This is a genomic window from Candidatus Moraniibacteriota bacterium, from assembly GCA_016699385.1.
GTDB lineage: Bacteria > Patescibacteriota > Minisyncoccia > Moranbacterales > UBA1568.
Genome location: CP064974.1, coordinates 789,805 through 804,170 on the forward strand (window position 1 = coordinate 789,805; position 14,366 = coordinate 804,170).

Genomic DNA, 14,366 nt, shown 5'->3' on the forward strand with positions numbered 1-14,366 from the left:
CCACAAGAAACGATGACCCTGTTCTTCAGGCATCGTTTTTTGTTTTCCTTTGCACTCTATGAATGTATACTCTTAAGAGGACGTGTCTGAAAATCTGAAAGCACCTCATTAATCAACCCTATGCAAGATCTCGTTACCGCTATTCGTGAAGAATTCGAGACACTCGAACGGACACTTTCCGATCCGGGTATTGTTTCGCACCCCGAGAAACTCGCCGAACTCGGGAAACGACGGACAGAGCTCCTCGAAATCCTCTCCGTCGCGGAAGCACTCGAAAAAACGAACCAATCAATGCGCGAAAATGCGACGCTGATAAATGCCGATACCGATCCGGAAATGCAAATGCTCGCCATGGAAGAAAACGCAATACTCGCCGCACGAAAACCACTCGAAGAGGCTGCGCTCAGGAAATTACTCCTCCCAAAAGATCCACGAAATTCTCGCGACGTCATTGTAGAAATCCGCGCAGGCGCGGGCGGAGACGAGTCGGCGCTGTTTGCTGGAAGTCTCTTCCGCATGTATGCCCGTTATGCCGAACAAATCGGGTGGAAAACATCCCTCCTCCACACCAATGAAACCGGCTTGGGCGGATTCAAAGAAATCGTCTTCGAGATAAGTCGGGGAAATGGTCCCGAGGTCTACAAAAGCATGAAATACGAGTCCGGAGTTCACCGCGTCCAGCGCATTCCCGAAACCGAGAAATCCGGGCGCATTCACACCTCAACCGCCACCGTCGCCGTCTTGCCCGAAGCGGAAGAGGCAGACCTCGTCATCAGTCCCAATGACCTCCGTATCGATACCTATTGTTCATCCGGACCCGGAGGACAATCCGTCAACACCACCAAAAGCGCCATTCGCATCACCCATATCCCAACCGGACTCGTCGTCACCTGTCAGGATGAAAAATCCCAACACAAGAACAAAGACAAAGCGCTCACCGTTCTACGCGCCCGCCTCCTCGAAGCAGAAGAGGCCAGACAAGAAAAAGAACTCGGGGACGCACGTCGAACCCAAATCGGCACCGGCGACCGAAGCGAGAAGATTCGCACCTACAACTTTCCCCAAGATCGCATCACCGATCATCGCATCAAAGAATCCTGGAGCAATATCGAAGGAATCCTCGCTGGCAACCTCGAGCGCATACTCTCTCGACTCGAAGCCGAAGACATGGCACGCCTCCTCGAGAAAGAGTCCTCGAACACAAGGCGCGACTAATCCCAACCGCGCTCCAAACGCGTACGAAAACCATGCCGACTATCGAAACTCTTCTTCGCAAAGCAGAAACGAGCATTCCCCGATTCGAAGCGGAGCTCCTTCTGGCGCACATCATTAAAAAAACGCAAGTATTCGTCATCGCGCATCCAGAATATTTCATCTCAGAAGAACCAACAAATCAGTTTGCATCCTACACGCTCCGAAGAATACAACATGAACCGATAGCACTCATCGTAGGACACAAAGAATTCTATGGTCGAGAGTTTCTTGTCAATCAACACACTCTCATCCCGCGACCAGAAACAGAACTCCTCGTAGAAAATATCCAAGAGCACATTTCAAATACTAAGAGCGATTCACAAAAAATATCATTTCACAAACACACTTCAATACTCATCCTCGATATCGGAACCGGATCGGGAAACATTATCACAACGCTTGCAGAAGAAATCGCAACACATGCAGATGATAAAAAAAATTTTACTTTTCTCGCAACAGATATTTCAGAAAGTGCGCTCGATGAAGCAAAGAAAAACGCCGAGCAAATAAATCCGCGGCACAATATTCAATTCATTCATTCGAATCTCCTCGAAAAAATTCCGAAGAAAAAATTTCTCGATGCCGATGAGATACTCATCGCTGCAAATCTCCCCTATCTTTCCAAAAAGGAATTTCACCAAGCGCCTCCCGATGTACAAAATTTCGAACCGAAATCAGCACTCGAAAGTGGCACAGCTGGGCTCGATCATTATCAAAGACTTCTCGAAGAACTTCGACAGTTTTTCGAAGAGCAAAAAATAAATCCAAAAACCACTCTCTTCTTCGAAATCAGCCCTTCGCAAGAAACATCTATACAACAGCTTATACTCGCCATATTCCCACAATCAACCGTCACACTTTTCCAAGACCTCGCCAAGAAGTACCGACTTGCAAAAATCTCTCTCAATGTTTCATCACAAGCGCGATAGACATTGCACAAGAAAAAGAAATAAAAAAACAATAGCGTCCCGAAAAAATCGGGACGCTATTTAATAACAGAGAAAAGACGAAACTACTTCTTTCCCTTCTTCTTGGTCGTCTTTTTCTTTGTTGTTGTTTTCTTGGCCGTCTTCTTCACGGTCTTCTTGGCTTTCTTTTTTGCTGCCATGTATACCACCTCCTTCTATTTTATTTTTCTTTTTTCGAGAAAAAACTTCTCTGCAATAAATATACACTAAAATTTTTTACAACACAAATTTTTTTCGAAAAAAAATAGAAATAATTTCGTATCATGAGAATCGTGTCAAGACTTCTATAAAAAATATCCAAAAGAAAAAATCAGCGACGTCTTGCCAATCGATGACGAACAACATCACCCCTCTTTCCGAGACGAAATCCTTAGTATATGCTGGAAAACAAGAAGATCGTCTATTTAAATCGACTTGCTTACTCGCTATGATCACACTCTACAACACACTCGCAAAGAAGAAAGAAATTTTCGAACCACTCTATGCCGGGAAGGTAGGCATGTACACCTGCGGACCAACGGTGTATGGGAAAGTACATATCGGCAATATCCGTTCCTATCTGATGGCAGATATATTGCGACGCCTGCTCGAACATGACGGATACGAAGTGCGTCACATCAAAAACATCACCGATGTCGGGCACCTCACCGAAGACGATACGGCACAGGGCGACACTGGCGAAGACAAGATCGCAAAGAAAGCTCTCGCTGAAAAGAAAACGCCCCAAGAAATCGCGCGATTCTACGAGAATTATTTCCGCGAAACGGAAGAGAAGATGAATATCCTACCCGCGAGCTACTTCCCTCGGGCAACCGCGCATGTGCCACAGATGATTCGTCTCATCGAAACCCTCATCAAGAAACAGCACGCCTACGAGAAAAATGGCAATGTCTTCCTCGACGTCACTTCGTACGCTAACTACGGACATCTCTCCGGCAACACGCTCGACAAACTCAAAGTCGGCGCACGTCTCGAAGAGCACCCCGACAAGAAGCACCCCTGGGACTTTGCCCTGTGGCTGAAAAGCCCTATCGGTCACCTCATGCACTGGAAATCACCATGGAGCGAAGGCTACCCGGGGTGGCACATCGAGTGCTCGACCATGAGCATGGAATACTTGGGCGAACGTTTCGATATTCATACCGGTGGCGAAGACAATATCTTCCCCCATCACGAAGCGGAAATCGCACAATCCGAATGTGCAACCGAGCAAGTACCATTTTCGCGCTACTGGATACACTCGCGACATCTTCTCGTCGACAATGAGAAAATGTCGAAATCAAAAGGCAATCTCTTCACTCTCGAAGATGTTGAGGCAAAAGGTTTTACAACAATGGATCTGCGACTCGCACTCCTCTCTTCACACTATCGATCGCAAATGAATTTTTCTTGGGCAGGAGTCGAACAAGCGCGCACGAATAGAAAGACCCTCGAATCATTTCGCGACCGACTCTCCCGTCATTCCAGCGAAGGTGAGGATTCAGTCACTATAAATCTCTCTGAAAAAACGGTGCGAGATGACGCAGAAGCATTCGCTGAAAAAGCAGCACAATGCGAAACAAAATTCATCACCGCCCTCGAAGACGATCTCAATACTCCCGAAGCAATCACCATCCTTCTTACACTCGCTCACGAAGGAAACAAATCAATGGATGCTGGAACATTTGGAAATTCAGAAGAAATACAAAAAATCTTTCTCAAGTGCACCAACCTCCTCGGTCTCGTCTTCGAAGAAAAAGGCGCCACCCCCAAAGAGATACAACGCCTCGCCGAAGCGCGCGAAATTGCCCGCCAAGAAAGAAACTTCCACGAAGCCGACCGCCTCCGAGAAGAAATAGAAAGCGCGGGCTTCACTATAGAAGACACCGCGCAAGGGTTTGATTTAAAGGCACGAAACTAATGCCAAAGAAGGACGCCAATATCACCGCCCTTTTTTAGTAGCCACATGATTCCTCCTGTTTCTTGGACCAGCGGAGAAGCGAAACATCCCTCTTTTTGTTCTTGAGTTGACGGCTATTTCTCCCTTTAGTCGTCTCTTCTTCACTCGAAACAGCTTGAAACAGATTCCTCCTCGAGATCGCCTGTCGTTTTCTCGATCACAATTCCATTGACCCAACACAATCCCAATGAAAAACATTTGCAAAAACGCCTCTTGCTGATTCATGCGAATTCCCCTCATACTTGAGATGAATAACAGCGACGACACGCCGTGACATACCGTAAAGAACAAAAAATCCTGAGAGCTGCCCCTCCATACAACTAGGAAAGCCAGACCTTGTCAAGACTGCCCTTCGCTTTGATTTTCCTCTACAATAGAGAGATTCATACATCATCGTGCCAATGCTCCTATGCCTCGACACAAAGCTTCCATCGACGCACTCCGCATGCCACCGCACTCCGAAGAAGCCGAGCAATCGGTTTTGGGGTCGCTTATGCTCGACAAAAACGCTATCACCAAAATCGCCGATATCCTCAAAGCAGACGACTTCTACCGTGACGTCCACAGCATGATCTATGAGGCAATGGTTGAGCTCTATGAAACAAGCGAACCCATCGACGTACTCTCCGTTGCCAATCGACTTGAAGAAAAAGGGAAAATAGAAACTGTCGGCGGTCCCGCTGCACTCGCTACCCTCGTCAATAGCGTCCCAAGCGCCTCCAATGTCGCACACTACGCAAAACTCGTCCAGCGAAAGGCTACTCTCCGCCGACTTATTGCCGCCGGAAGCGACATTGCCGAAATGGGCTATGACGAAAGCGAGGACGTCGAAAAGCAACTCGATGAAGCCGAGCAACGGCTCTTTAAAGTCTCGCAAAAATTTGTCAAACAAGATTTCGTCCCCATCAAACCTATTCTCGAACACGCCTTCGAACGAATCGACCAGCTCCACAAGAGCGATCACGCCTTCCGCGGCGTCCCAACCGGATTCCCCGATCTCGACGGACTTCTCTCGGGACTGCAAAAATCCGACCTCATCATCTTAGCAGCGCGCCCATCAATCGGAAAAACCACTTTCGCCCTTGATATTGCACGCCAGGTTGGCGTTTACGCCAAGATTCCTGTCGGCATCTTCTCACTCGAAATGGGCTCCGATCAGCTCGTCGATCGCATGATCGCCTCTCACTCCAATGTCGATCTCTGGCGCCTCAGAACCGGCAAACTCCAAGACAACGACTTCCGTCTCATCGGCGACGCAATTGGTGCCCTGAGTGAAACACCTATCTTTATCGACGACACCGGATCGGTCAATATCATGGAAATGCGCACCATGGCACGACGTCTCCAAGCAGAACATAAGCTCGGACTCATCATCATCGACTACCTCCAACTTATGGAAGGTCGCGGCGGACGAGGTGGCGACAATCGCGTCCAAGAAATTTCCGAAATATCTCGCGGACTCAAACAGCTCGCCCGAGAGCTCAATATCCCCGTCCTCGCTCTCTCCCAGCTCTCACGTGCCGTCGAGTCGCGCCCCGATCAGGTGCCAAAGCTTTCCGACCTCCGCGAATCGGGGTCCATTGAACAAGACGCTGATGTCGTGATGTTTCTCTACCGCGAAGACCGCGCCAAACCAGATACTCCGAACAAAAACATCGTCGACGTCATCGTCGCCAAACACCGCAACGGTCCCGTCGGACGCGTCCAACTCTATTTCCACGAAACCGCCGCCACCTTCAAATCCCTCGAACGCTTCCAGGTAGAGAAATAGTGTGAATTCATGCCAGGAATCTTCCGATTTATACGCTGGATTCCCAAAAAAGAAACTAAGCTCCTGTTAAAAGTGTCAACAAGACAAACCCTTCGCACTTTTTTTCCCAAAAGACTCCGCAGCGAATGAATGCTCTATGTATCCAAAGACCTTCAAAAAACTCATTGAGCATTTCTCATCACTTCCTTCGGTTGGACCAAAGATGGCAGAACGCCTGACACTTCATTTATTCAAGCAGTCAAAAGAAACGCTGGAAGATTTCGCGGAGAGTCTTCGCGCAATCACCGGACTCCGCACCTGCTCACGATGTTTCCATATCGCCGAGAGCGACCTCTGCGGTATCTGTAGCGATTCCCACCGAGACGCCACAGTACTCTGCATCGTCGAAGAACCCATGGATGTCATCGCCATCGAACGAACAGGACGATACAACGGACTCTATCACGTCCTCGGCGGCGCGATGGACGTCTCGCCCAAAAAGCATTCCGAGCAGACACTTCACATTTCCGAACTCCTCGATCGTATGAGTCGGGAATCTATTGCAGAAGTAATTCTCGCGACCAACCCGACAACCGAAGGCGACCTCACCGCGCTCTACCTCAGTAGAAAACTCGAGAGCTACCACATCAAAATCACCCGCCTTGGTCGCGGACTCGCAACTGGCGGCGATATAGAATATGCCGACGAACTCACTCTCTCCTCTGCACTCACTCACCGAAGAGAAGTGGGATAGAAAGAAAGAGATGCCCCTATTCCATCCCACTGCTCCATGATGCAAATGCAATGAAGGCGGTCGTGAATACAATAACCATCACAAAAGGCGCGATGAGTGAGAAGTAATTTCGCTTGCCAGGCTGAAAGAACCGAAGAAGCAATGAATTGCCCACAACCGATACCGAACTCATCGCCATCGCGAGCCCCGCAAGTTCGGGCTTAAGCACCAGTCCGAAAACAAAGAAGACGCGCGCCGCAATCGGAATACCAATTACATTGTAGAAAAGCGCGAAGAACATATTCTGTTTAATCTTTGCAAACGTTTCTTTGGAGAGCTCAAACGCCGTAACCACATCATTGAGATCACTCTTCATAATCACAATATCGCCCGCCTCCATCGCCACATCCGTACCACTCCCCATGGCAATACCGACATGTGCCTGTGCTAAAGCTGGCGCATCATTGATGCCATCACCTACAAATGCTACTTTCTTTCCCGCTCCCTGAATTTTTTTCACCTCACTTGCCTTTGTCTCTGGAAGCACCTCTGCGAGTATATTTGTAATACCTACTTGATTAGCAATTGCATTGGCAGTTCGCACATTGTCTCCCGTAATCATCCACACATCAACACCCATTTTCTTCAGCTTCCCAATAGCCTCTCGAGAGGTCTCCTTGACGGTATCGGCGACCGCGACCGCTCCAACTATATTTTTTTCGGTAGCAAGCAACATAACGGTTTTCCCCATTTCTTCCAATCTGGATATTTTTTGCTCTGTCTTCTTGGTATCAAGTCCCAATGTTTCATCCATCAAGCGTCGATTGCCGAAGAAATATACCGTCTCGCGCATTTGCCCCATAACACCATGTCCCGGAATTGCTTTAAAATCTTGAATATTTTCCAAAGGAATACTTTCTGCTTGAGCATGCGAATAAATCGCTTCAGCGAGAGGATGCTCGGAAAGCTTCTCAAGACTCGCTGCTACCGAAAGAATTTCATTTTCATCTTTTTCACAGAATGAAATTACGTCCGTCACTTCCGGTCTTCCTTTGGTAATTGTTCCTGTCTTATCAAAGACAACTGCAGAAATACCGCTCGCCGCCTCAAGCGCTTCACCGCCCTTCATGAGAATTCCATATTCGGCACCTTTCCCCGTCCCTACCATGAGCGATGTCGGTGTTGCAAGACCCAAAGCACACGGACATGCAATGACAATAACAGACGTAAATGCCATCAGAGAGAATGCCAGTGTTGCCCCAAAAACGAAATACCACACAAGAAATGTGAGAAGCGCTATCCCGATAACCGCCGGCACAAACCACGCAGAAACGCTATCAGCAAAATTTTGTATCGGCGCCTTCGATCCTTGAGCTTCCTCTATAAGACGAATAATCTGCGCGAGCGCCGTTTCACTCCCCACTTTCGTTGCTTCGAATTCAAAACTTCCCGTTTTGTTCATCGTTCCTCCGATAACGGAGTCACCGATATTCTTCTCAACCGGAATACTCTCTCCGGTAATCATGGATTCATCCACTGCTGAACTCCCCTGACGAAGAACGCCATCAACAGGCACTTTCTCTCCGGGGCGAACAAGGATGACATCGCCATGCACCACACTCTCTACTGCAATATCAACTGTCTGCCCATCGCGGATCACGCGCGCCGTCTTTGCGCGCAACCCCATCAATTTCTTTATAGCATCGGACGTCTTCCCTTTTGTACGGATCTCAAGCCACTTGCCAAGAATCACGAAGGTAATAAGATACGCCGCTGTTTCGAAGTAGAGATTTGGAATTTTTGCACCATCAATACCAATGAGCGACTGATGCGCGAAAACATAGACCGCATAATTGTAGGCGCTATAGAAAAACGCTGTCGATGTCCCAATCGCAATAAGACTATCCATATTGAACGTCTTCATCTTGAGCGCCGACCAAAATCCCCTATAGAAACCCCCACCGATAATAAACTGCACAGGAATAGTGAGAAGCAACGAGAAAATACCAATGTACGGCGCAAACGTCATTCTTCCTGGAAGCGACGGGAAGAAATCCAAGGGCATGAAGAAAAACATTGGGAGACTGAGTGCGAAACTAAACACAAACTTATTGAAATACGCAGAAATTTCTTTCTCACGCTTTTTCCGTTCAAAGTCAGTATCGCCCGCACGAACCTCTTCCGCATGATACCCGGCGCTCGACACCGCATCGATCAAATGTTCAACACTCGTGCCAACCTCATCAAAAGTGACCATTGCCTTTTCGGCGGCGAAATTCACATTCGCATCCTTCACACCCGAAGTTTTCTTGAGTGAATTCTCGATAAGTCGCGCACACGACGAACAATGCATCCCCGAAAGAGAAAGTGCTATTTTTTTCATAAGAAAGGTTTTATTTAACAACAATACTGCCGCCATACATGCCCATTGAACAGGAGAATGGTATCGTTCCAGCTTCTGTCGGCGTAAACTCAATCACATTTTCTCCCGACTGGAGATTCTTCTGCACATTCATTTTCGGAATAATGAGCGAACTTGCACAGGAATACGGATTCGTCGATGTCATAATAATCTTGACCGGACGACCTCGCTCCACAGTAATCGTCTGCGGATGATATCCATATCCGTCCTGCGTCATGCGCACAATCTGAACACCGCTTCGAGAAGCTGACGAGCTCACAGACATGCGCGGCTCCTCCACATCAGACGATTGTCCAGGAGAAGATGAGATAGGCACGCTCCGCCACCCAGCAAGAGTCAATCCATTCGAGATATTGAAAAACGCAAAGAACAGAACGGCAATACCAGCAAATTTGAAGAATCGCTGTGCGAATATTCCCTTCACAGCCGAAGCGAGTCCACCAATACCGAGAAGTCCTGGAGCTGTCCCAAGTGCAAACAGTCCCAAGATAAACGCTCCACTCACAAAGGATCCGCTTCCAATCGCAAGCAGCTGCATCGACTGGGTAAACCCACAGGGCAAGAAAAACGTGAGTGCCCCAAGCATTGCCGCATTCCGATGACTATACTCACGGCTCTTATGATCAATACCCAGTCGTCGACTGATACTTTTCGGAAGCGTGAGACTCACCCCTTCAAGTCTCGGAAAAATACCGACAAGTTTAAGTCCCAATAAGAGCATCACAACACCGATAAAAATAGTCAAGAGACCAAGTGGCGTTCCCGAAATACTGAGAAATGATCCCATCATACCAAGCAAACCACCGAGCGCCGCATATGAAACAATGCGCCCGACATTAAAGAAAAGATGCGGACGAAATTTCTGAAGCGCGGTTGCCTCGGGATGTTTCTCCGCATGACGCGCCGAAATACCCAGGATGAGCCCACCGACAAGCGCCATACATGTCGAGAGTCCTGCAGTAAGTCCGACCAAGAAAATAACGAATGGCGCCGTAGACCCTACAGAAGCCTCGGGAACAAATGAGATGCCCGTCAAACCCAAATCACGAATCACTATCCACAACATAAGGAGAACGAGCGCGGCAATTCCCAAATCTTTGTAGTCGGAAACATTTCTACTCAGGAAAGGCAACTTCCCCGTAACGCCCACTTCATAACCGGCATCGCGAATTGCCATTTCAATTTCTTTGCGGTTCGGCTTTTGAGAATCGTAGAAAATATCAGCCGTTCCTTTTTTGTACTTCACGTCCGCTTTTACGACTTCCGGAATCTCCTTCAATTTTTCCTCAATCAGAATCTCACACGATCGACAATGCATGCCGGCAATAGGAATCGTGATTATCTGTTTATTTTTTACAATGATTGATTTCATAGAGAAAAGAAATATTTGAATGAAAAAATTTTCACATAACACAAAAACCTCAAAGCACTTTGACAGAAAAACCCGTCAAACATTCTTCGAGGCACACGAAAACTACTGTGCAATCTTGGCATGAAGCACGCCTGTGTAAAAGGCGCGAAAAAGAGAACCAGAGAGAAGTATTCTCTCATCAAAATATTCGGGAGGATGAAATATCTCTCGCCGAAAATCAAAAATCCGAAGAACTGGAGCGTACCACAACCTGGACACAAAAACCGCAAAGAGTATTGCAGAAAGAAAAACGAGCAATACAGGCAGAGACGATGAAAGAAACGCCCGCCACGATGCCACATGGTCAAACACGTTCATACATCCCGCACTCCCCGATTCATACAATGACTGTTCACGAAGAGAAGAGGATGAAGCACAAGAATCGTCACCCATAGCAAAAGACATCTCTCCGCCCGCACACACGCACGGCAGAGCAACCGAGAAAAAAACAAACGCAATGATAAGCAAAAGAGAACGACACATGTTTTTATGGTACCGCACAGAAGAAAAACATACAATAAGATTTGCACATCAAAAAGAAATAGTATAAAATTTACACAGATGAAAAAGAAAAACAAAAAGTGACTCTCCCTCAGTCTTTTGAAGCACTTCGAAAGAAAAAGAAGGTTGCGAGAGCGCGCATAACACATGACAACCGATATTACAACAGAACAATCCGAAAACGACGCCACAAGCGAAGATCGGGGACAAAAGATTCAATCGCTTCGCGAGATGATCGCAACTGCCGAGCGTACCATGCAAAGTGCCAAGGCGATGCTTCTGCAACTCGAAGGCAAGAAGCGCGTCGGTCGCCCCCGAAAGGTCGAGGAAATCGAAGACGGCACAGTCGTCCAAGGAACCTTCGACGGACAAATCATGCAGGGGTCAGACGGGAAACAATATCCCGTTCCCGCCAACTACGCCTCAAAGTCAAAGCTCGTTGAGGGTGACGTGCTCAAGCTCACGATCACGCCAGACGGCTCCTTCATCTACAAACAAATTGGTCCCGCCGAACGCCGTCATGCTATTGGTGTCGTCATCCAAGATGAGCGTGGCAATTTCATGGTCATGGCAGATGGTCGCCCCTACCGCGTCCTTCTCGCTTCCATCACCTTCTTCAAGGCAAATCCCGGAGACGAAGTCGCCATTGTCTTTCCACGAAGCGAGGGGGGCACATGGGCGTCCATAGAAAACGTCTTGCAGAAAGGTGCACTCCGCGACAATATAGATGGTGCTCAAGATATCTTCCCGAGCACTGCTGCACCAGCATCGTATACAAAAGAAGAGAACAACACCGCTCTCCCAGAACCCCCAAAGGATGATATTTTGAGCGAATGGGAAAAGGATTTCGCAGAACTCAAAAGAAGCGAGAATACACCATCTGAAGAAAAACCCCTTGAATAAACATGTATGACCGACACTGCTATGGAACCGGAAGTTCCAGGAAAACCCCTACATATACTTGAGAAGCGGGATCTTTTTTTTGCGGCTATAAACGGGTTTTTCATTGGAATCTTCGCGCCATCTATCTTCCGCAACCTCGGAACAGCACTCCCCGTATCAATTCCTCTTTTCGCACTCATCCTCGCACTTCTGTGTGTTATTGGCATCACGATTGGCTTCTTTCTGTCGAAGATCTCAGCAAAGCTTCGATTTTTCTTCCAACTTGCCAAATTCGGCATTATCGGTGTCACAAACTTCATCGTCGACCTTGGCATCTTCAGCCTCCTCATCTGGGTGACACATATTTCTACCGGAAGCAGTATCTTGCTCTTCAAAGTCGCTTCGGTTTCCGTCGCTATCATAAATAGCTATATCTGGAACAAATTCTGGTCATTCGAAGAAAAACACACAGACGAATCAACCGTTCGCCGACAATTCTTCCAATTCATCGCCGTCTCCCTGGTTGGACTCGTACTCAATGCCGGAATCACTTATTCTCTCATCACATTTGCAGCGGGATTCATGAATGTCTCTCCGGAAACATGGGCAACTATTTCAAGTGCCATTGCTTCCGTCACTGTCCTTTCGTGGAACTTCATCGGCTACAAATTCTTCGTATTTAAGCGATAGGCAAGCCTCTCTCCGTTTGATATACTAGAAAGGCAAGGTATCCCTTGCCTTTCTTTTCGTCTCAATTGCCTCTCAAAAACCGCTATGTCCACCCTCTACCGAAAATACCGTCCCGAGCACTGGAGTGACGTCGCCGGACAAGAGCATATCGTGACGACGCTCACCAATGCGCTCAAAGGTGCTCTCTTGGCACATGCCTATCTCTTTACCGGTCCGCGTGGCACCGGAAAGACCACTGTCGCGCGCCTTCTTGCCAAGTCTATCAACTGCACCAATCGTCGAGACGGGAAAGAACCTTGTGGCGAGTGTGCCAACTGCCTCGCCTTCGCGGACGGTCGTGCCTTCGACATCATCGAGATAGACGGCGCTTCCAACAACGGCGTCGAAAATATTCGCGAGCTTCGCGAAACAGTAAAACTCCCACCAACCTTGGGTACCAAAAAAGTCTACATCATCGACGAAGTCCACATGCTCTCGGGCGGCGCATGGAACGCTCTCCTCAAAACACTCGAGGAACCGCCCTCACATGTCATCTTCATCCTCGCAACCACCGAGCTTCACAAAATACCTGCGACAATCTCTTCCCGCTGCCAGCGATTCGATTTCAGTCGATTCCCCACCGCGACTATTATCGAAAAGCTCTCTCGCATTGCCCTATCGGAAGGCGTCACCGTCGATGTCGATGCTCTCGAAATGATTGCCCTCACCGCCGAAGGTGGCATGCGCGATGCCGAAAGTCTTCTCGCACAGGCAATTGCCCTCGAAGACAAACATATCACCGGATCCGAAGCCGCCACCATACTTGGTATCACCGAACGAAAAACCGTTTTCGACTTCGTCGCTGCTATCGGCACACGCAATCTCGATACTGCCATCATCATCATCGAATCGCTCGCACAAAAAGGCGTCGACTTCCGATCATTTGCCGGAACACTCACGCATTTCCTTCGTGAAATCCTTTTCCACAAACTCGGAGACACTGCCCGAGAAACACTTACTACACCCACCTCTCCCGAAGAACGCGCTGCTTTCGAATCACTTGCAACGCAGTTTTCCTTCGCCGAACTCGCCCGACTCACAGAACTCATCCACCATGCTCGCACAGAAATCCGCCATGCTTCCCTTCAACAAGTCCCTCTCGAAGTCGCCACTCTTGCTTTCCTCTTCCCCGAAGACCTCACTACTCCAGCCCCTCAATCAAGACAACATCCTACACCCTCCACATCTCCATCAACACAAATACAAATAACACCAGCCACACCGAAAGTCGCACCACCAACAAGTACCCCCTCATCAAAACAGTCTACAGAGAAAGAGCTTCCACCTCACGAGACACCTACCAACACACCCATTCAGGCACCTCTCCATCAAGACTCCGCGCCCAAAGAATCGTCAACCACCGCAGAAGAACACACTGAAACTCCTACAGCGTCTCCTTTCACGCTCGCCACCATCCAAGGAAAATGGCCTGCTTTCCTCGAAGAAATAAAGCGTCGAAATGCGTCCCTCTCACTCTCCCTCTCCGGAAGCACGCCGACACTCTCCGAAAGCGGCACTATAAGTGTCACTGTCCGACACACCTTCCACAAAGAACGCCTCGAGAAACCCGAAAACCGCTTGACCATCGAAGAAGCAATTGCTACCATTTTTGGGAAGCCTGCCCGCCTCACCGTCAATGTCGTCTCCGAAGAACCCACTCCAAACGACCCACTTCTCGACAGCGCTCTCGAAATGCTTGGTGGGAAGGTAGTAGGATAGATATTCCTTAACAATCATCAAACAACGCTTTTTGAAATCTCTGAAGAGTCCACGTTAT

Annotated in this window: 12 protein-coding genes; 8 read left to right on the top strand and 4 right to left on the bottom strand. The window is 48.3% G+C overall.

What is annotated here, in order from left to right:
* Positions 1–120 precede the first annotated feature (120 nt).
* Together prfA and prmC are read left to right on the top strand one after the other, a co-directional pair.
* Entirely contained in the window at positions 121–1,215 is a 1,095-nt protein-coding gene (gene prfA, locus IPJ67_03875; GenBank protein ID QQR77253.1) for a peptide chain release factor 1, read from the top strand.
* Positions 1,216–1,247: 32 nt separating this feature from the next.
* Positions 1,248–2,183: a peptide chain release factor N(5)-glutamine methyltransferase gene (prmC, locus tag IPJ67_03880; protein QQR77254.1), complete on the top strand. Its 936-nt coding sequence runs from the start codon at positions 1,248–1,250 to the stop codon at positions 2,181–2,183.
* 60 nt (positions 2,184–2,243) lie between these two features.
* Here the strand turns inward: prmC and IPJ67_03885 are convergent, their stop codons facing one another.
* Positions 2,244–2,429 carry a hypothetical protein gene (locus tag IPJ67_03885; protein QQR77255.1) on the bottom strand — a complete coding sequence of 62 codons (186 nt, stop codon included), beginning with the start codon at positions 2,427–2,429 and terminating at the stop codon, positions 2,244–2,246.
* A gap of 220 nt (positions 2,430–2,649) precedes the next feature.
* Here IPJ67_03885 and IPJ67_03890 point away from each other — a divergent pair, with 220 nt between their 5' ends.
* The 3 genes from IPJ67_03890 to recR all read left to right on the top strand — a co-directional run bounded on the left by IPJ67_03890 (position 2,650) and on the right by recR (position 6,665).
* Complete coding sequence (locus IPJ67_03890; GenBank protein QQR77256.1) at positions 2,650–4,122, top strand: cysteine--tRNA ligase; 1,473 nt, start codon at positions 2,650–2,652, stop codon at positions 4,120–4,122.
* A 448-nt stretch (positions 4,123–4,570) separates the two neighbouring features.
* On the top strand, positions 4,571–5,932 hold the full coding sequence (dnaB, locus tag IPJ67_03895; protein ID QQR77257.1) for a replicative DNA helicase: 1,362 nt from the start codon (positions 4,571–4,573) through the stop codon (positions 5,930–5,932).
* A gap of 136 nt (positions 5,933–6,068) precedes the next feature.
* Complete coding sequence (recR, locus tag IPJ67_03900) at positions 6,069–6,665, top strand: recombination protein RecR (protein QQR77258.1); 597 nt, start codon at positions 6,069–6,071, stop codon at positions 6,663–6,665.
* A gap of 16 nt (positions 6,666–6,681) precedes the next feature.
* On the opposite strand, the gene IPJ67_03905 is transcribed toward recR, so the two are convergent.
* The 3 genes from IPJ67_03905 to IPJ67_03915 all read right to left on the bottom strand — a co-directional run bounded on the left by IPJ67_03905 (position 6,682) and on the right by IPJ67_03915 (position 10,870).
* Positions 6,682–9,027, bottom strand: a complete 2,346-nt coding sequence (locus IPJ67_03905; GenBank protein QQR77259.1) for a copper-translocating P-type ATPase — start codon at positions 9,025–9,027, stop codon at positions 6,682–6,684.
* A gap of 10 nt (positions 9,028–9,037) precedes the next feature.
* Positions 9,038–10,438 (bottom strand): sulfite exporter TauE/SafE family protein, encoded by a 1,401-nt coding sequence (locus tag IPJ67_03910; protein ID QQR77260.1) that lies wholly within the window; start codon positions 10,436–10,438, stop codon positions 9,038–9,040.
* A gap of 102 nt (positions 10,439–10,540) precedes the next feature.
* Positions 10,541–10,870 (bottom strand): hypothetical protein, encoded by a 330-nt coding sequence (locus IPJ67_03915; protein ID QQR77261.1) that lies wholly within the window; start codon positions 10,868–10,870, stop codon positions 10,541–10,543.
* A 255-nt stretch (positions 10,871–11,125) separates the two neighbouring features.
* Between IPJ67_03915 and IPJ67_03920 the strand changes: the two genes are divergently transcribed.
* The 3 genes from IPJ67_03920 (at position 11,126) to dnaX (ending at position 14,308) form a co-directional block, all read left to right on the top strand.
* On the top strand, positions 11,126–11,881 hold the full coding sequence (locus IPJ67_03920) for a hypothetical protein (GenBank protein QQR77262.1): 756 nt from the start codon (positions 11,126–11,128) through the stop codon (positions 11,879–11,881).
* Between the two features lie 21 nt (positions 11,882–11,902).
* Positions 11,903–12,550, top strand: coding sequence for a GtrA family protein (locus IPJ67_03925; protein ID QQR77263.1), 648 nt, complete (start codon positions 11,903–11,905; stop codon positions 12,548–12,550).
* Positions 12,551–12,634: 84 nt separating this feature from the next.
* On the top strand, positions 12,635–14,308 hold the full coding sequence (gene dnaX / locus IPJ67_03930) for a DNA polymerase III subunit gamma/tau (GenBank protein ID QQR77264.1): 1,674 nt from the start codon (positions 12,635–12,637) through the stop codon (positions 14,306–14,308).
* The last annotated feature ends 58 nt before the right edge of the window (positions 14,309–14,366 follow it).